The sequence below is a fragment of the Duganella sp. CF517 genome, from assembly GCF_900110275.1.
Classification (GTDB): Bacteria; Pseudomonadota; Gammaproteobacteria; order Burkholderiales; family Burkholderiaceae_D; genus Rugamonas.
This window is the reverse complement of the sequence record NZ_FODC01000001.1, coordinates 1,617,168-1,634,779: the sequence shown is the minus strand read 5'-3', so window position 1 is coordinate 1,634,779 and position 17,612 is coordinate 1,617,168. Positions and strand designations below refer to the sequence as shown.

Annotated in this window: 17 protein-coding genes; 10 read left to right on the top strand and 7 right to left on the bottom strand. The window is 63.5% G+C overall.

The window, feature by feature from the left end:
• The 4 genes from BMX85_RS07150 to BMX85_RS07140 all read left to right on the top strand — a co-directional run.
• The coding region (locus tag BMX85_RS07150; protein ID WP_143067918.1) for a DUF2345 domain-containing protein at positions 1-823 on the top strand (823 nt) is incomplete at its 5' end.
• On the top strand, positions 781-2,172 hold the full coding sequence (locus tag BMX85_RS07145) for an HET-C-related protein (protein ID WP_177196659.1): 1,392 nt from the start codon (positions 781-783) through the stop codon (positions 2,170-2,172). The genes BMX85_RS07150 and BMX85_RS07145, both read left to right, overlap by 43 nt.
• The gene (locus tag BMX85_RS29995; protein ID WP_143067917.1) at positions 2,169-2,918 is read left to right on the top strand and encodes a DUF7738 domain-containing protein; all 750 of its coding nucleotides are present in this window, start codon (positions 2,169-2,171) and stop codon (positions 2,916-2,918) included. Before BMX85_RS07145 ends, BMX85_RS29995 begins: the two co-directional genes overlap by 4 nt.
• Positions 2,919-3,186: 268 nt before the next feature.
• Complete coding sequence (locus tag BMX85_RS07140; RefSeq protein WP_229210313.1) at positions 3,187-4,125, top strand: hypothetical protein; 939 nt, start codon at positions 3,187-3,189, stop codon at positions 4,123-4,125.
• Positions 4,126-4,137: 12 nt separating this feature from the next.
• Here the strand turns inward: BMX85_RS07140 and BMX85_RS07135 are convergent, their stop codons facing one another.
• From BMX85_RS07135 to BMX85_RS07120, 4 genes are all read right to left on the bottom strand, one after another.
• Positions 4,138-6,480, bottom strand: coding sequence for a RelA/SpoT family protein (locus BMX85_RS07135; RefSeq protein WP_090315070.1), 2,343 nt, complete (start codon positions 6,478-6,480; stop codon positions 4,138-4,140).
• A gap of 115 nt (positions 6,481-6,595) precedes the next feature.
• The gene (rpoZ, locus tag BMX85_RS07130; protein ID WP_008451304.1) at positions 6,596-6,799 is read right to left on the bottom strand and encodes a DNA-directed RNA polymerase subunit omega; all 204 of its coding nucleotides are present in this window, start codon (positions 6,797-6,799) and stop codon (positions 6,596-6,598) included.
• A 24-nt stretch (positions 6,800-6,823) separates the two neighbouring features.
• A complete protein-coding gene (gmk, locus tag BMX85_RS07125; protein WP_090315068.1) occupies positions 6,824-7,462 on the bottom strand; it encodes a guanylate kinase in 639 nt (212 codons plus the stop codon).
• 130 nt (positions 7,463-7,592) lie between these two features.
• A complete protein-coding gene (locus tag BMX85_RS07120; RefSeq protein WP_090315065.1) occupies positions 7,593-8,411 on the bottom strand; it encodes a DUF72 domain-containing protein in 819 nt (272 codons plus the stop codon).
• A gap of 111 nt (positions 8,412-8,522) precedes the next feature.
• Between BMX85_RS07120 and BMX85_RS07115 the strand changes: the two genes are divergently transcribed.
• Positions 8,523-8,810, top strand: a complete 288-nt coding sequence (locus BMX85_RS07115; protein ID WP_090315064.1) for a putative quinol monooxygenase — start codon at positions 8,523-8,525, stop codon at positions 8,808-8,810.
• A 60-nt stretch (positions 8,811-8,870) separates the two neighbouring features.
• Here BMX85_RS07115 and BMX85_RS07110 read toward each other — a convergent pair whose 3' ends face one another.
• Positions 8,871-9,761, bottom strand: a complete 891-nt coding sequence (locus tag BMX85_RS07110; protein ID WP_090315062.1) for a YicC/YloC family endoribonuclease — start codon at positions 9,759-9,761, stop codon at positions 8,871-8,873.
• An 88-nt stretch (positions 9,762-9,849) separates the two neighbouring features.
• Between BMX85_RS07110 and BMX85_RS07105 the strand changes: the two genes are divergently transcribed.
• The 5 genes from BMX85_RS07105 to hemW all read left to right on the top strand — a co-directional run bounded on the left by BMX85_RS07105 (position 9,850) and on the right by hemW (position 14,623).
• On the top strand, positions 9,850-10,866 hold the full coding sequence (locus BMX85_RS07105) for a serine/threonine protein kinase (RefSeq protein ID WP_090315060.1): 1,017 nt from the start codon (positions 9,850-9,852) through the stop codon (positions 10,864-10,866).
• Positions 10,867-10,916: 50 nt separating this feature from the next.
• Positions 10,917-11,885 (top strand): PP2C family protein-serine/threonine phosphatase, encoded by a 969-nt coding sequence (locus BMX85_RS07100; RefSeq protein ID WP_090315058.1) that lies wholly within the window; start codon positions 10,917-10,919, stop codon positions 11,883-11,885.
• A 27-nt stretch (positions 11,886-11,912) separates the two neighbouring features.
• Positions 11,913-12,656 carry a ribonuclease PH gene (rph, locus tag BMX85_RS07095; protein WP_090315056.1) on the top strand — a complete coding sequence of 248 codons (744 nt, stop codon included), beginning with the start codon at positions 11,913-11,915 and terminating at the stop codon, positions 12,654-12,656.
• A 108-nt stretch (positions 12,657-12,764) separates the two neighbouring features.
• Positions 12,765-13,349, top strand: coding sequence for an RdgB/HAM1 family non-canonical purine NTP pyrophosphatase (gene rdgB, locus BMX85_RS07090; RefSeq protein WP_090315054.1), 585 nt, complete (start codon positions 12,765-12,767; stop codon positions 13,347-13,349).
• Entirely contained in the window at positions 13,346-14,623 is a 1,278-nt protein-coding gene (hemW, locus tag BMX85_RS07085) for a radical SAM family heme chaperone HemW (RefSeq protein ID WP_090315052.1), read from the top strand. The genes rdgB and hemW overlap by 4 nt, the downstream gene beginning before the upstream one ends.
• Positions 14,624-14,629: 6 nt before the next feature.
• Here hemW and BMX85_RS07080 read toward each other — a convergent pair whose 3' ends face one another.
• Both BMX85_RS07080 and BMX85_RS07075 read right to left on the bottom strand, forming a co-directional pair.
• Entirely contained in the window at positions 14,630-16,372 is a 1,743-nt protein-coding gene (locus BMX85_RS07080; protein WP_090315050.1) for a methyl-accepting chemotaxis protein, read from the bottom strand.
• A 151-nt stretch (positions 16,373-16,523) separates the two neighbouring features.
• Positions 16,524-17,603, bottom strand: a complete 1,080-nt coding sequence (locus BMX85_RS07075; protein WP_090315048.1) for a patatin-like phospholipase family protein — start codon at positions 17,601-17,603, stop codon at positions 16,524-16,526.
• Positions 17,604-17,612: the final 9 nt, after the last annotated feature.

Genomic DNA, 17,612 nt, shown 5'->3' with positions numbered 1-17,612 from the left:
CTATCGCGGCAGCCTGCGCGGCACCGGCGCCGAACTGCGCACCGATGGCTACGGCGCGGTGCGGGCCGGGGCCGGCTTGCTGGTGTCGAGCTACAGGATCACGCACGGCGCCGACGCGCGCGATCCGGCCGGCGACAACAGCGCCGGCATGGCCTTGCTCAAGCAGGCGGTGATGCTGGGAGAAACCTTCAGCGGCGCGGCCAAGACGCATGAGACCGTGGCGTACGCCAGCCATATTGGCGCGGCGAAGGCCGACTCCAGCAAGCTCGATGACAAGGCGCCGCCATTGAAAGCGATGCTCAAGGTCACCTCGGGCATGCTGAGCCAGGACAGCACCGATGCCGCCAAGGCGGAGGCGCCGGAGAAGCCGGTTGCGCCGGGCGACGACAAGCTGCCGCACACGAGCGACGCCATTATCGCCATCGCGGCCAAGGCCGGGCTGGGCGTGCTGGCGGGGCAGAATTTGCAATTGGCCAACGGCGAGACGATCACCTTGATGAGCGGGCAGGACACGCAGTTCGCTACCGGCGGGCAGATGCGTATTCAGAGCCACCAGGCCATCGGCATGCTGGGCGGTGCGGTCAAGGCGGGCGAGGGCAACGTGGGCCTGCAACTGATCGCGGCCCAGGATGCGATCGATCTGCAGGCGCAGGCCGACGTGCTCAACGTGCAGGCGAGAGACGAAGTCAACATTATCAGCGCCAACGCGCACATCGACTGGGCGGCGGCCAAGAGGAGCGGCCAACCGAATCGTTCGGACACCAATCGATTGAAGAAGCATTGTCTCTTGTCTCGCGACGGTTTGCGTCCGAAAATGTGTTGAAGCAGATATATTTCGGCAACTGGTTACGCGATTTTTCGCAGGTACTTGATCCGGTAATCGTTCGCAAGCCCGACGCGCCGAAAGACTTCCCTCGCGCGATCTCCCGCAAGAAATTGACTCAATTGGTGGATTTATTTGCTGAATTGGAGTTCGTTGTGACGCCAGCGGATAAAAAAATATTCCAGGTGACAGAGCCTTTGCTCGGCGTGTACCGTCCGGTCGAGCACATCGATAATCCAACCAACAACGCGCCGGGCGCCCCTGATCCGCAAAGCATCGACAAGGACTTCCAGCCACGAGCGACCAAGGAGTACGTTGCTGTTGATCCCGCAACTTCCATGAAGCGGTATATTGGTTTTTCCGTGAAGTACATGCGCGACGAGATCAACAAAGCGGTTGCAGCCGGACCGGGGAAAGACGGATACCGGCATTTTGGCGCCGCGTTGCACGTCTTGGAGGACTACTTTGCCCACAGTAATTTCCTGGAACTCAGCCTGCGAAAGGTTGGCCATAGCAAGGTATTGCCGTGGACCTCGCCCGCTGCCGGCAAACACAGGCTGCCTGTCGTCACTGGTATGTTCGATTCCGACGATGTGATCGCCAGCACTGCAGGCTTAATTGCTGATACCCTATTCAAGGTTGAATGGGACTTCAAAGCGACCAAGCCAGGCGAACGTACAAAAGTCGATCGCATCATGCTTATTCTGCTGAGCGAACACAGTGATCCTAGATTGCTGGCGTCCTATCAAGATTTCCTCGTTGTTAGGGACACGATCGCAAAAATCCCCGGGCATCAGTATTTGGAGGGCGCGATGCACTACACATTGGGCATGGTTGCCAATGTTTATAACTTTGTCTATAGCAGCCTCATTCATCTAGTGGGAAACAGCGTTGACGATCAGCAGATTTTGCGAATTGGCGACCCCAATACAAACGGATCCACTGATCCTACCCATTCCCAGTTGGCCAAAGACCATGACAACCACCCGTTTCACACGTTGGCCGCGAGTTTGGCCAAAGTGGCGGTAGGCCAGGTCGGTCGTGCGATGGCCGCTCGCTGGTGGGGCGGCGATGTCAGCGCCGATCCTGCGGCGGTTGCCGCATCATTCATCGTGCACCCGCTCGACACGAATTGGCAGGACGCCATGGTGAAGGAATGGGCGGCCAAGCACCCGCAACAGGTACTTCGTGGCCAGTCCGCTACGGAATGGGAGGCCCTTGAAAAAGCGCATAAACAAGAGACTATCGATGCGATCAACAAAACAAAAAAACAGAGTAACGATATATGGGGTTACATTAACAAAAATTATCAGAGTATATTTGGGACAGAGAATCAGGTGAGAAAATGATGGTTAAGAATATATTTTGTTTTGTGTGTGCGCTAGCACTTTACGTCCCGGTTCTCGCGTTTTCCAGCTCGTCCGCAGTCAATGAGGTTCCCGCACAACGCCAAGAACGCGGTTTCTTTGAAAAATTAGAAGCGTTGAAAAATAAGGCTGTAGCGGAAACGCAAGATTTGAAGCAATTGGGCACGCCTCGCATTGTTTCAAAAGGCCGCAAACCTGAAATAATTATCAAGGACGAATTTATATATTTCAATGGTAAGAAATTGTTTATGGGTGCGTCCCTGCAAGCGTGGAAGAACGGGCTTGCCGGGTCTCCTCGCTGCAGCAAGGATGGAATTGTTATCTGCGTTTGGGAAGAGTACGGATTGCAATTGGGTACTGGCGAAGGTAAGGACCCCAAGGTAAAGTTTATCAATATATATCTGAGTTTTGTGGACGAAGATGGCAAAGACTTGGGTAGAGAGAATTATCCGGGTGGAAAGGCTGCACTGCCAACCGATGACTGGCAGGTTCACGAAGCTTTTCCAGGATACCTTGAGTTGGATGGATATGGGATCGACGCCAACAGCAAGTTCTGGGAGATCAAGGCGGGAACGAAGAATAAAAGAGAGTTAAGATGTGGAATTAAAGATTGTGCGACACCGAGAGGCGCGTTCGGTGATCGCGGCGAGCTTCAATTTAGATTAAACGGCAGCCGCGAGACTAGCACTATAAGAAAATTTAGCGTTTCACTTACTGGAGAAGAGTAGTTCTTCGCGCGCACGGCGTTTTTCACGAAGAAGTTATGAGAGGGTAGCGGCAGGTCAGCTCCTCCAGGCAGTAACGGTGTTGCGACCTTGGTCTCGCGAGAAGGCTATCTCCCTGCCAATTGAACACGTCGACGCTGGCCATCGAGCGCGACCGGCTGCGGGCGCCGCCGTCGCGCGAGGTGTATTGGTATGAGCCGTTTCCGCTCAAGTAAGCTATTCTTGATGGGCTCGCCAAGCGGTTACATGGCGGCATGAGGAACTCGTTACAATGGCCCAGATGAAGACGGCAATTGCGGAAAAATCAGATCGGCAGGACGACGGCCGTGGCAGACGGCTGGTTCGTTGCGCGCTGTTGGCGCTGGGGCTGTGCGGCTGTGCGCCGGCGGCGCGCGCGCTCGATACCTATCGAGGCGATTTTGTCTTCAACAATCCTGATTATCGGGACCGCTACGCGCTGGCCGTGCTGAAGGCGGCGCTGGAGGCATCCAGCGAAAAATATGGCCCCTTCGAACTGACCGTCTCGCCGCTGATCATGGAGCGCGACCGCCTGATGCAGGAAATGGGCAAGGGCGGCATGGTCAACCTGACCGCGCAAGTGACTTCGGTAGAGTGGGAACGCAAGCTGATTCCGATCCGCATTCCCGTCGACAAGGGATTTTCAGGCTACCGCATCTTCCTGATCGACGGGCGCCGCCAGGCGCGCTTCAGCGCGGTGACCAGTTTGCCGCAGTTGAAGGAGCTGTCGATGGGCGCCGGCCGCCAGTGGGGCTCGACCCCGGTGCTTCTGCAAAACGGTTTCAAGGTCGTGACGGGGGCCTCGGTCCACAATCTGCAAGCCATGCTGGCGGCCGAGCGGTTTTTGTTTTTCCCGCGCTCGGTGGAGGAGGCGGTCTTCGAGCGGGAGGCGTACGCGCCGGGGTTTCCGATGCTCGCCATTGAGAATGAGCTGGCGCTGTATATGCCGCTGGCGCGTTATTTCTTTGTCGCGCCCGGCGAGCCGAGGCTGGCCCAGCGACTTGAGTTCGGCATGCGGGCGCTCAGCGCCGATGGCCGCCTGGACCGGTTGTTTCACCAGGCCTACGACGGCTTGATCGAACAGGTCGGCTTGCGCAAGCGGCGTATTTTCAGGCTCGAGAATCCATTGCTGCCGCCGAAGACGCCATTGGCCAACAAGGCGTATTGGTACGATCCGGTGGCCAGGCCGTAGCTTCGCCGCAGCCTAGCTGCGCTCGCGCAGGATGCGGTTGACGCCCACGACGCGGCGCACGTTGCGCAGCAGGCCCGCCAGGTGCACGCGATCCTTGACCTGGATCGTGAAGCGCAGCTGGTGCAGCACGTGTTCCTTGTCCTCGTCCATGCCGACATAGGTGATGTTGGCGTCCGACTCGCCGATCTCCGCCGCGACGCGCGCGAGGATGCCTTTTTCGTTGTTGATCAACAGCTTGATGCGGCTGTCGAAGCGGCGGTTCAATTCGGTGCCCCATTTGACGGCGATCCAGCGGTCCGGTTCCTTGATCTTCTGGCGCTTGGCCACGGTGCAGTCGTTGGTGTGCACCAGCAGGCCCTGGTCGCGGCGCAACTGGCCGACGATCGAGTCGCCCGGGATCGGCAGGCAGCACGGCGCCAGTTGCACCGACACGCCTTCGCTGCCGCAGATCGTCACCGGATCGAGTTCGGCGGCGCTGTTGTGGTCCACCGGCGCGCTGGCCGATTCGCCGCCGCGCAGGCCGAAGATGTGGCGCGCCACCAAGGCCGCCATGCGCTTGCCGATGCCGATGTCGGCATATAGCTCGTCGAGCGACTTGGCGCTCGATTCGTTGAGCAGCCGGTCGATCAGGTGGTCTTCCAGGTCGGCGCCCATGCCCAGCGACGTCAGCGCCTGCGACAGCAGCTGCTGGCCGAGCGTGATCGATTCGGGCAGGTTGATGGTGCGCAGATGGTGGCGGATCGCCGAGCGCGCCTTGCCGGTGCGGACGAACGATAGCCACGTCGGGCTCGGACGCGACGACGAGTCGGTGACGATTTCGACGATGTCGCCGTTGCGCAGTTCCGTGCGCAGCGAGGCCGGCTCGTTGTTGATGTTGACCGCCACCGTGTGGTCGCCGATGCCGGTGTGGATCGAGTACGCGAAGTCGATCGGCGTGGCCCCGCGCGGCAGCGCGATGATCTTCGATTTGGGCGTGAACACGTAGACCGAATCGGGGAACAGGTCGACCTTCACGTGTTCGAGGAATTCGGCCGAGTCGCCGGTCTGCTGCTGGATGTCGAGCAGCGACTGCAGCCACGCGTGGGTGCGCTGCTGCAGGTCCGACAGGTTCGATTCGCCGTTCTTGTACAGCCAATGCGCGGCCACGCCCGATTCGGCGGTGCGGTGCATTTCCTGGGTGCGGATCTGGAACTCGACCGGCGTGCCGTACGGCCCGATCAAGGTCGTGTGCAGCGACTGATAGCCGTTCAATTTGCGGATCGCGATGTAGTCCTTGAACTTGCCCGGCATCGGCTTGTACAGCGAGTGCAGGGTGCCCAGCGCGACGTAGCAATTGGGGAAGCTGTCGACCACCACGCGGAAGCCGTAGACGTCGAGCACCTGCGAGAACGACAGGTGTTTGCTGCGCATCTTCTTGTAGATCCCGTACAGGGTTTTCTCGCGGCCGTAGACCTCGGCCTCGATGTCGGCGATCTGCAGCGTGGTCTTGACCGAGTCGAGGATCTTCGACACCACCTCGCGGCGGTTGCCGCGCGCCGCCTTCACGGCCTTGGCCAGGGTGCGGTAGCGCAGCGGATACAGGTGCGAGAACGACAAGTCCTGCAGCTCGCGGTAGATGTTGTTCAGGCCCAGGCGGTGCGCGATCGGCACGTACACTTCCATCGTCTCGCTGGAGATGCGCGCCTTCTTGGCCGGCGCCATGACCTCCATCGTGCGCATATTGTGCAGACGGTCGGCCAGCTTGATGAGGATGACGCGCACGTCGGACGCCATCGCCAGCAGCATCTTGCGGAAGTTCTCCGCCTGCGCCTCGATCTGGCTTTGGAATTCGATCTTTTCCAGCTTCGACAGGCCGTCGACCAGGTTGGCGACCGGCGCGCCGAAGCGCTCGATCAACTCGTCCTTTTTGACGTCCTGGTCTTCCATCACGTCGTGCAGCAGCGCCGCCATGATCGCTTGCGCGTCGAGCTTCCAGTCGGCGCAGATCTCGGCCACGGCGATCGGATGCGAGATGTACGGCTCGCCCGATTTGCGCACCTGCCCCAGGTGCATCTCGTCCGAGAAGCGGTACGCTTCCTTGACCTTTTTCAGGTCGGCCGGCGTCATGTACTCGGCCAGTTTTTCGGTCAGGTGCGTGACGGAGGCGACGCCGGCGGTCAGGGTGGGCGTGGCCAGGGGCGACGAAGAAATCACGGGGGGGATGGGGGCTGGTGCGGATGAGGCGATGGTGGAGGCAGTGCTGTCGCCCGCGTTGGCGCCCGACGTGGCTGCGGCCGGCGCTTTGGCCGGCTGTTTCGCCGGTTGCTTGGACCGGGGCTTGCCGCTAAGTGTCGGATCGGCGGGGATCAGATTCATACGTATGCGTTCCGTCGCAATGAGAGTGTCAATGTAAATACTACCTGATGGCGTGCGCTATTGCTCAACTACTGCTAACCGCATCATTCACATTGTTCGGGAACGCGGGTCCAACTTACATTGGGACCTTTTTCAACATTTCCAGACCGACTTTGCCGGCGGCGATCTCGCGCAGCGCGACGACGGTCGGCTTGTCCTTGGCTTCGACCTTCGGGGTGTGGCCTTGCAGCAGTTGGCGGGCGCGGTAGGTCGCGGCCAGGGTCAGCTGGAAACGGTTCGGAATGGTTTTGAGACAATCTTCAATAGTAATACGGGCCATGATAACTCCTAAAATCTTGTGTATTTATTCAGCGTGGATACCCAATTGGGCAAATAGCGAGATGTTGCGTGCCGCTTGTTGCGCAAACCGGCAACGGGCCGCTCTAACAATCGCCGTCAATTCCGACAGGGCGACCGCGAATTCTTCATTGATAATAGCATACTCGAACTCGGGAGCGTGGGCGATTTCGCCGCCGGCCGCCAGCATGCGGCGGGTGATCACGTGGGCCTCGTCGGTGGCGCGTTTTTTCAAGCGTTGTTCCAGCGCCTCGATCGATGGCGGCAGGATGAAAATGCCGGCCGCCTGCGGGAACTGCTTCTTGACCTGGCGCGCGCCCTGCCAGTCGATTTCGAGCAGGATGTCGGTGCCGGTCTTCATCTGCTGCTCGACCATGATGCGCGAGGTGCCGTAGTAGTTACCGTGCACTTCGGCCCACTCGAGGAACTCGCCGGCGTCGGCGCGCGCGACGAAATCCTCGGCGTTGGTGAAGTAGTATTCCTTGCCGTGGGTTTCACCCGGACGCGGCGCGCGCGTGGTGGTCGAAATCGACAGCTTGATCGTCGGTTCCTGCGCCAGCAGCGCGTTGACCAGCGTCGACTTGCCGGCGCCCGATGGCGCCACCACCATGAACAGGCTGCCGGCGAATGCGTTGGATGAGCTCATGTGTGTAACTTTCAAATGCGTTTCAAATACGGTTCAAATACTCGTTCGGGCAGCGCCCAAAGACGTATTTTACCAAGAGCAACGGCCGGCATTCAATTCGGCTGTCGGTCCGGGTTCGACCGGGCCGCTATCACAGCAAGCCGATCAGGTGCTGGGCGGCGGCGGGCGCGCGTTCCTTGGCGCCGTTGATGAAGTAGACGAACACCGGGCGCGCCTTGCCGGCGGCCTTGGCCGATGCCGGCGGCGGCGCCGCATACGGCAGTCCCGGCGGCAGCGCGCCGGCCTGCCATTGCTGCGCGAGCGCCGCCCATTTCTTCAGCGCCGGCTTGGTGTAGCCGGTCACTTGTTCGCTCTGCGCGTTCATCAAGCGGGCGTAGACGAAGTCGGCGGTGACGTCGGCGAAGGAGGGGAACTTGGGCGAGTCGGTGAACACGCTGGCGACCTTGTACTTGCGCGCCAGCTTGACGTAGTCGGCGCACATGAAACTGTCGTGGCGGGTGTCGAGCACGTGGCGCAGTTTGCGCGTGCCCAGTTTGGCCGGCAGCAGTTTGAAGAACGCTTCCAGGTCGTCCGGATCGAACTGCTTGGTCGGCGCCAGTTGCCACAGCAGGGGGCCGAGCTTGTCGCCCAGCTCCGCCAGGCCGCTGCCGATGAAGCGCTCGATCGATTCGCCGGCCTCGCCGAGCGCCTTGCGGTTGGTGGCGTAGCGGCTGGCCTTGACGGCGAAGATGAAATCGTCCGGCGTTTGCGCGTTCCACGCGGCGAAGTGTTCGGGCTTGGCGGTGCGGTAGAAAGTGCCGTTGATTTCGATGCTGGTGACGTGCCGGCTGGCATACTCGAGCGCCTTCTTCCGCGGCACGTCCTTCGGATAGAACGTCTCGCGCCACGGCGCGAAATCCCAGCCGCCTATGCCTACGCGTATCATCGGTGCTGCGTTCGATGCGGCCATGCCTCGCTCCCCGGAAGTTGTTGCGCCGATGATAGCGGATTTCGCGGGGCCGGCCTTTTCGTTTCGCAATCCGCCCCAACCATGCAAGTTCCCACTTTCACAGGATAGAACATGTCAGAACTGATCATCGTCGCCACCATCACCGCCCATTCGGGTTCCGAGCTGCTGGTGCGTTCCGCGCTGGACCAAATCGTGCCCCCGAGCCGCGCCGAGACCGGCTGCATCCGCTACGACCTGCACCAGGACCTGGGCGACCCGGCGACCTTCGTCATGCTCGAAGCCTGGGACGACGCCGAAGCGCACGCGCTGCACGAAACCACGCCGCATTTCCTGGAAATGGTGAACACCATCGGCAAGGTGACCGACATCAAAATCACCAAGCTGAATCAGTTGCTGTAGCCGGCGCGGGGGCGCGAAGTCCTCCGGATGAAAAAGGGAGCCGAAGCTCCCTTTTTTGTGTCACTCGAGGTTTTGCACCTGCTCGCGCATCTGTTCGATGAGCAGCTTGAGCTCCATCGAGGCGTCGGCCAGCTCCTTGACGGAGGCCTTGGCGCCCAGCGTATTGGCCTCGCGGTTGAGCTCCTGCATCATGAAGTCCAGCCGTTTGCCGACCTGGCCGCCCTTTTTGAGGATGTGGCGCGTCTCGGTCAGGTGCGCCGACAGCCGGCCCAGCTCCTCGGCGACGTCGATGCGGATGCCGTACAGGATCACCTCCTGGCGGATGCGCTCGAGCGCGTCCTGGCGCGACAGCGCCGAATTGGAGCCCTGGCAGGCCAGGCCCAGCGCGTCCTGCATGCGCTCGACGGCTTTTTGCTGGAAGGCGGCGACCACCTGCGGGATCAGCGGCGTGATGCGCTTGACGATCACTTCCATCGCCTCGATGCGCGAGGTCAGCATGGTTTCGAGCGCGGCGCCTTCGCGCTGGCGGCTGACGACGAAGGCCCGCACGGTGGTGGCGGTCAGCGCGGCGACGTCGGCCTGCAGCGATTCCTGGCCGATCTGGGCTTCCTCGATGACGCCGGGCCAGCGCAGCAGTTCGGCCACCGACATGGTCGGCGCGGCGGGGAAGTGGGCGCCGACTTCCTGTTGCAGTCGTTGCAATTCGGTCAATAGGGGCAGGTTGAGCGCCTGCGTACCGGCCGTCGCCGCCTTGCGGCCGAAACTGAGCCGCAGCTCGACCTTGCCGCGCGTGATGGCGGCCATGATCGCCGAGCGCAAATCGGGTTCGAGCGCGCGCAAATCGTCGTTTATTCGAAACTGAAGGTCGAGAAAGCGCGAATTGACGCTCTTGATTTCGATCGTCAGTGTGCCCGCCGCGCTTTCACTGGTGGCGACTGCGTAGCCCGTCATGCTGGAAATGCTCAATGGATGTCCCCGATTTAATCTTTACAAAACAGTGATTTATCCACACAATCCGGTGTGTTGAGGCGAGGAACCTATGGCTGCACAAAACAACGCCCCGTTACCAGATGGTCTGGAAATTGCTGGATATCGCATTGTAAAGAAAATTGCGTCCGGTGGGTTCAGTATTGTTTACCTCGCGTACGACCCGGACGGGGTCGCCGTCGCCATCAAGGAGTATTTGCCCAGTTCGCTTGCGCTGCGCCAGCCCGGCGAGCTGGCGCCGACCGTCCCGCGCGCCAACCTGCCGGTGTTCCGGATCGGCCTGAAGTGCTTCTTCGAGGAGGGCCGGGCGCTGGCGCGCATCTCCCACCCCAACGTCGTCAGCGTGCTCAATTTCTTCCGCGCGCACGATACCGTCTACATGGTCATGGCCTACGAATCGGGCCATTCGCTGCAGGAGCATATCCAGCGCCAGCGCGCCAAGGGCGGCAAGGTGGGCGAGGCCTTCATCCGAACGATCTTTATTCAGGTGCTCAAGGGGCTGCGCGAGGTCCATGCCAACAAGCTGCTGCACCTGGACCTGAAACCGGCCAATATCTACCTGCGCACCGACGGCACGCCGATGCTGTTAGACTTCGGCGCGGCGCGCCAGACCGTCAACAACGACATGCCGACGTTGGCGCCGATGTACACGCCGGGCTTCGCGCCGCCGGAGCTGTACGCCAAAACCGGCGGCCTGGGGCCGTGGTCGGACGTCTACAGCATCGGCGCGTCGATGTTCGCCTGCATGGTCGGCTCGCCGCCGCAGCCGGCGGACCAGCGCAAGACCGGGGACAAGATGGCGGCGCACTTCGACCAGCTCGCCGGCGCCTACACGCCGGAGCTGGTGCGGCTGGTAAGCTGGTGCCTGATGGTCGATCCTCTGGCGCGGCCGCAAAGCCTGTTCGCGCTGCAAAAGGTGCTGCAGGCGGCGCCGCCGGAGACGCCGGCGCCGGCGCCGGCGCGGCGCGGTATCATCGACAAGCTGGGCGGCGGCCTGCGCGGCCTGGTCGGACGGCTGGGCGGCGCGGCGCGGCGCAAGGCGAAAGCCGGACCGGATACGCTGGTCTGAGCCGGACGGGGCTCCGGACACGTTAAACAAGGCCACTGCGGAGGCGAACAATGCAATTCTCCGTGTATCAGGAAAGCCACATCGGCGGCCGCAAGGTCAACCAGGACCGCATGGGCTACAGCTTCACGCGCGACGCCTTGCTGCTGGTGCTGGCCGACGGCATGGGCGGCCATCTGCGCGGCGAGATCGCCGCCGGCGTCGCGCTGCAAACCATTTCGGCCATGTTCCAGCAGCAGGCCACGCCCTACGTGAAAAAGCCTCAGCGTTTCCTCGAGGAGGCCTTCCTGGCCGCGCACCGGGACATCCACGACTACCGCAAGGCCCACGCCATGCCGGAGACGCCGCGCACCACCATCGTCGCCTGCCTGATCCAGCACAACACGGCCACCTGGGCCCACTGCGGCGACTCGCGCCTGTACTGGCTGCGCGAAGGGCGCATCCTGGCGCGCACGCGCGACCACTCGCACATCGAAAGCCTGATCGCCAAGGGGCTGGTGCCGGCGTCCGAGCGCGCCACCCATCCGGACCGCAACAAGCTGTATAACTGCCTGGGCGCCGACAGCCTGCCGAAGGTGGAGGTGTCGAGCGGCGCCGGCCTGCTGCCGGGCGACCAGATGCTGTTGTGCTCCGACGGTTTGTGGTCTATGCTGCCGGACGATGAAATGGCGCGCCGCATGCACGCGCACACGGTGCCGCGGGCCGTGCCGGACCTGCTGCGGGCGGCGCTCGACGCCGCCGGCGACGGCAGCGACAACGTCACCGCGCTGGCCATCATGTGGCAGGGCGGTTCGGCGGCCGACGGCATCGGCGCGACGACGCAGGACGGGACCACGACGGTGATCGCGACCGAAATCTCGACGGAAGCGCTGCCGCAGGACCTGCACAGCACCACCATCCAGGGCGGGCCGGTGCAGGCGCCGGCCACCGATATGGATGCCGCCTTCGATGACGATGACATTGAAAAGGCCATCGCCGAGATACGCGGCGCGATCGAAAAATCGTCGCAGATCCTCAAATAATCCCCAAACAGTTTACAAGGACACCGTATGACCTTAGCACCATCCACCTTCGCCCGTCCCAGCGGCCGCCCTGTCGACGCCTTGCGCGCGCTGCGCCTGACGCGCGACTACACCAAGCACGCCGAAGGCTCGGTGCTGATCGAATGCGGCGACACCAAGGTCATTTGCACCGCCAGCATCGAGGACAAGGTGCCCGGCTTCCTGAAGGGCAAGGGCCAGGGCTGGATGACGGCCGAATACGGCATGCTGCCGCGTTCGACGCACACGCGGATGGACCGCGAGGCCGCGCGTGGCAAGCAGTCCGGCCGCACGCAGGAGATCCAGCGCCTGATCGGCCGTTCGCTGCGCGCCGCCTTCGATCTGCAGGCCTTCGGCGAGCGCACCCTGCACCTCGATTGCGACGTGATCCAGGCCGACGGCGGCACCCGCACCGCGTCGATCACCGGCGCCATGGTCGCCGCGCATGACGCGTTTTCCAGGCTGGTCGCGCGCGGCGCGGTGCCGGCCATTCCGCTCAAGGGTTTCGTGGCGGCGATCTCGGTCGGCGTGTACCAGGGCGTGCCGGTGCTGGACCTCGACTATGTCGAGGATTCGGGCTGCGACACCGACATGAACGTGGTGATGAACGACGCCGGCCACTTCATCGAAGTGCAGGGCACGGCCGAAGGCGCGGCGTTCGACCGGGCCGGCATGAACCGCCTGCTCGATCTGGCGCAGGGCGGCATCGCCGATTTGATCAAGTTGCAGAAGCAGGTGTTGGGCGTGGCGTGAGCGATTCGCGTGGGCGCATTCCCCCGGCGGCGCATCGGCGGCCGGTGGGGGCCGGGCAAAAGGTTTACAATGTCGCCTTCTCCGCATGACTCGATCGCAGCCCACACCATGACCCAACGCCTGATCCTCGCCTCCAACAACGCCGGCAAACTCAAGGAATTCAACGAACTGCTGTCCACCGTGGGCTTTTCCGTCCACGCGCAGGGCGAGTTCGGCGTGCCCGAGGCGGATGAGCCTTTTCACACGTTTGTTGAAAATGCACTGCAAAAGGCGCGCCACGCGTCGCGCCTGACCGGCTTGCCGGCGCTGGCGGACGATTCCGGCGTGTGCGTCAACGCGCTGGGCGGCGCCCCGGGCGTGTACTCGGCGCGCTTCGCCGGCGAGCCGAAGTCGGACGCCCGCAACAACGAGAAAATGATCGCCGACCTGGCCGCGCACGCCGACAAATCGGCCTACTACTATTGCGTGCTGGTGTTCGTGCGCCACGCCGACGATCCGCAGCCGGTCATCGCCGACGGCCGCTGGAACGGCGAGATGATCGCCACGCCGCGCGGCAACGGCGGCTTCGGCTACGATCCCTACTTCTTCATCCCGGCGCTGGGCAAATGCGCGGCGGAGCTGAGCGCCGACGAGAAAAACGCCATGTCCCATCGCGGCCAGGCGTTGCGCGCGCTGGTAGAGAAACTGAAATGATCCCGATTAAAATCGTCGGCGCCGGCGGCAAGGCGGCTACACCGGCAGCGCCGAAGGCCCCCGGCGCCGGCCTGGGCGACGCCGCCGGCGTCGCGCTCAAATATCTGCAAAGCGGTTCGCTGAACCTGTCGGCGCTGCCGCCGCTGTCGCTGTACATCCATTTCCCGTGGTGCGTGAAGAAGTGCCCGTATTGCGACTTCAACTCGCACGAGGCGAAGGAGGGCGGCGCCTTCCCGGAGCGGGAATACCTGGACGCCATGCGCGCCGACCTGGAAATGGCGCTGCCGCTGATCTGGGGCCGCAAGATCTATACGATCTTCATCGGCGGCGGCACGCCCAGCCTGATGTCGGCGGCGGGCCTGGACCGGCTGCTGTCGGACGTGCGCACCTTGCTGCCGCTCGACAGCGATGTCGAGATCACGATGGAGGCCAACCCGGGCACCTTCGAGGCGGAGAAGTTCAAGTCCTACCGCGCCAGCGGCGTCAACCGGCTGTCGATCGGCATCCAGAGCTTCAACCCGCGCCACCTGAAGGCGCTGGGCCGCATCCATGACGACCACGAGGCGCGCCGCGCGGTAGATATCGCGCTGGCCAACTTCGACAACTTCAATCTGGATTTGATGTACGCGCTGCCGTCGCAGACGCTGGAGGAGGCCAGGCTGGATGTGGAGACGGCGATGTCGTTCAAGCCGCCGCACCTGTCGCTGTACCACCTGACGATGGAGCCGAACACGCTGTTCGCCAAGTATCCGCCGTCGCTGCCCGACGACGACGCCAGCGCCGACATGCAGGACATGATCGCCGAGCTCACCGCCGCCAACGGCTACCGGCAGTACGAGGTGTCGGCATACGCCAGGGAGGGCCACCGCGCGCGCCACAATCTGAATTACTGGGAATTCGGCGATTATCTCGGCATCGGCGCCGGAGCGCATTCGAAGATATCGTTCCCGCATCGCGTACTGCGGCAGGCGCGCTACAAGCAGCCGAAGGCCTACATGGAGCAGGTCGGGCTGGGCGCGCCGGTGCAGGAGGAATACGAGATCGGGCGCGAGGACATGGGCTTCGAGTTCATGCTCAACACCCTGCGCCTGCACGGCGGCTTCGATCCCAACCTGTTCAGCGAGCGCACCGGGTTGAGTTTGAACGCGATCGAGAAAAGCCTCGACGCGGCCGAGGCCAAGGGGCTGCTGTATCGCGATTACAAGGTGATCAGGCCCACCGGGTTGGGCCAGCGTTTCCTCAACGATTTGCAGCAGATGTTTTTGACCACGTAATCACGCTCAAAACTCTTCCCAATCCTTGTCGTTGCCGACCGTGGCGGGCTTGCGGGCGGCGGCGCTGGCGCTGGACGTCGCCAGCCGGACCGCCGGCTTCTTCGGGGCGGCCGGCGCGGCGCGGGACGGCGCCGGACGCACCGCCGCGGCGATCTTGCGGACGGCCGGCGGCGCGGCCAGCGACGGGCGCGCGCCATCGTCGCCAAGCCTGAACGACGAGGCCACGTCGGCCAGGCGCTCGGCCTGCTCCTGCATGCTGGCCGCCGCCGCCGCCGCTTCCTCGACCAGCGCGGCGTTCTGCTGCGTGACCTGGTCCATCTGCGTGATCGCCGTGTTGACCTGATCGATGCCGATGCTCTGTTCGCTGCTGGCCGAGGTGATCTCGCCCATGATGTCGGTCACGCGGCGCACGCTGTCGACCACCTCGTTCATCGTGCTGCCGGCCTGCTGCACCAGCTTCGAGCCGATGTCGACCTGCTCGACCGAATTGCCGATCAATTCCTTGATCTCCTTGGCCGCCGCCGCCGAACGCTGCGCCAGGTTGCGCACCTCCGACGCCACCACCGCGAAGCCGCGACCCTGTTCGCCGGCGCGCGCCGCTTCCACCGCCGCGTTCAACGCCAGGATATTGGTCTGGAAGGCGATGCCGTCGATGACGCTGATGATGTCGAAGATCTTGCGCGACGAGTCGTTGATCGTGCCCATGGTGTTGACCACCTGGCCGACGATCGAGCCGCCGCGTTCGGCCACGTCGGAGGCGGCATGCGCCAGCTGATTGGCCTGGCGGGCGTTCTCCGCGTTCTGGCGCACGGTCGATGTCAACTCCTCCATCGACGACGCGGTCTCCTCCAGCGAGCTGGCTTGTTCCTCGGTACGCTGCGACAGGTCCATATTGCCGGCGGCGATTTCGTTGGAGGCGCTGGCGATGGTCTTGGTGCCGACCTGCACCTGGCTGACGACGTTGCGCAGCGAGTCGTTCATGCCTTTCAGCGCCGTCATCAGCTCGCCGATCTCGGAGCGCGAGGTGGGGCCGTCGAAGCGCGTGGTCAGGTCGCCGTTGGCGACCGTCGCGGCGATGTCGATCGCCGACTTGAGCGGCGCGGTGATCGAGCGCGAAATGATCCACGCGGCCAGCGAGCCGAAGGTGACCATCAGCACCGTCAGGATCAGCAGCAGCGTGTTGCTGCGGGCGTTGGCGGCGTCGATCGCGTGCGCGGTGTCGTCGATGGCCTTGCGCTGATAGGCCAGCAGCTCGTTGACCTTGTTCTTGTAGGCCTCGGCGGCCGGCAGGAACTTGTCGCGGTAGGCCGCTTCGGCGGCGGCGTCGTCGCCGGTTTTGCGGATGTCGCCGACGTCGTTCTTGGCCTTCTGGTAGGCGGCGCGCAAGGCGATGGTGGAATCGTACAGCTTGCGCTCGTCATCGCTGACCAGCAGCTCCTTGACCTTGCCGAGCAATTCGCCGCCGCGCTTGGTGCTGGCGGCGATGGTGTCGGCGAACACCACCGGCAAGGTGTCGTCCTTGCTGCGCGCGATCAGTTCGGTGCGGGCGACGGCCGAGTAGATCAGCACGTACCAGTCCGACACCAGGCGCTCCTTGGCCAGCGGCTGCTCCATCATTTGTTTGGTGGCCGCGGCGTTGCTGCGGGCGTTGACCAGGCCCACCGTGGTGGCGAAGACCGCCAGCAGCAGGACGATGGCGAAGGCGATGGCCAGGCGGGTGCCGATGCGCGTGTGCGAGAGAAAATTCATGGTGGACTCCATTGACTATATGCGTGCCCGAACTGGCACGTGCCGGGTGGCTTAGTTTATGGCTGCAAGTATGCGCCCGGCATCGCGGACGGTCATCCGGTCTGTGAAAGTCCGTGAACTTCTGTTGCAAATATGAAACAATGTGTCCTATCTAAAACGACAATGTTTCCTTAAAGTCCGGTTTGTCGCACCAGCGGGCGAAGGCGTCGGCCAGGCGTTCGCTCTCGGCGATGGCGCGGGTCCAGTCGCGGATGCGGCCGGCGTGGTCCTGGCCGTAGGCGGTGAAATCCTTGCGGTCCGGCAGCTTGCCGTTGGGGAGCGTGGCGACGAAGGACGCCGACGGCGAGACCAGGATCACGTTCTCCAGCGCCGGATCGGCGCCGCCGGCGCGGCGCCACGGCATCGACTTGTCCAGCCAGCCCGGCACGATGTGGTCGCTGAAGTGCGGGTAGAGCACCAGGCCGGCGTCGCGCTGGTAGGGCAGGTGCAGGTGGTAGTCGATCAGGCCGCCGTCCCAGTAGGCGCCGCCGGGCGCGCCGGCGATGGCCGTGACCGCCTCCAGCACCAGCGGGATCGAGCCGGAGGCCAGCAGGGCCTCGCGCAGGTTCTCCGGCGACAGCTCGACGAAGTGGCCGGCGAAGGCGTCGAACGGTTCGCGCAGCCAGTGCGCGTGGTCGTGGCGGTTGTGGAAGATCACCCGTTCCATCGCGCCGGCCAGGCGGTCGCGCGAGACGGCGTTGCCGGCGGCGGCCAGCAGGAAGCCGGCCAGCTCGCGCCAGCGCACGCCGTTGGTGCGCGCCAGCGCGCCGGTGCCGCGCGCGGTCAGCACGCTGACGTGGTGGTGCGGATGGCCGGCCGCTTCGGCGGCGCGGCCGTCGAGCAGTTCGTCGAGCAGCGCGCGGCAGGTCTGGCTGACGTAGGCGGCGGTGACCTTGGCCGGATAGCGCTGGTGGGCGTACAGGCGGGCCAGGCGTTTGTGCGCGGCGGCCGGGTCGTCGAAGGCCGACGCGGCCATGCGCCAGGCGCCGATCGAGGCGCCGACCAGCTTGCGCGGGCGCGGCGCGGTCTTGAGCCAGGAGCCGAACAGCCACAGGTCGAGGCCGTTGAGGATCAGGCCTTTGGGGCCGCCGGCGGCGGCCGGGATGATGGCGATGTCGGCCGCTTGCACACCCTCGGCGGCGATGCGTTGGCGGGCGCGTTGGCCAAGGCGGATGGTGATCGCGGACGACATCGGATGCCG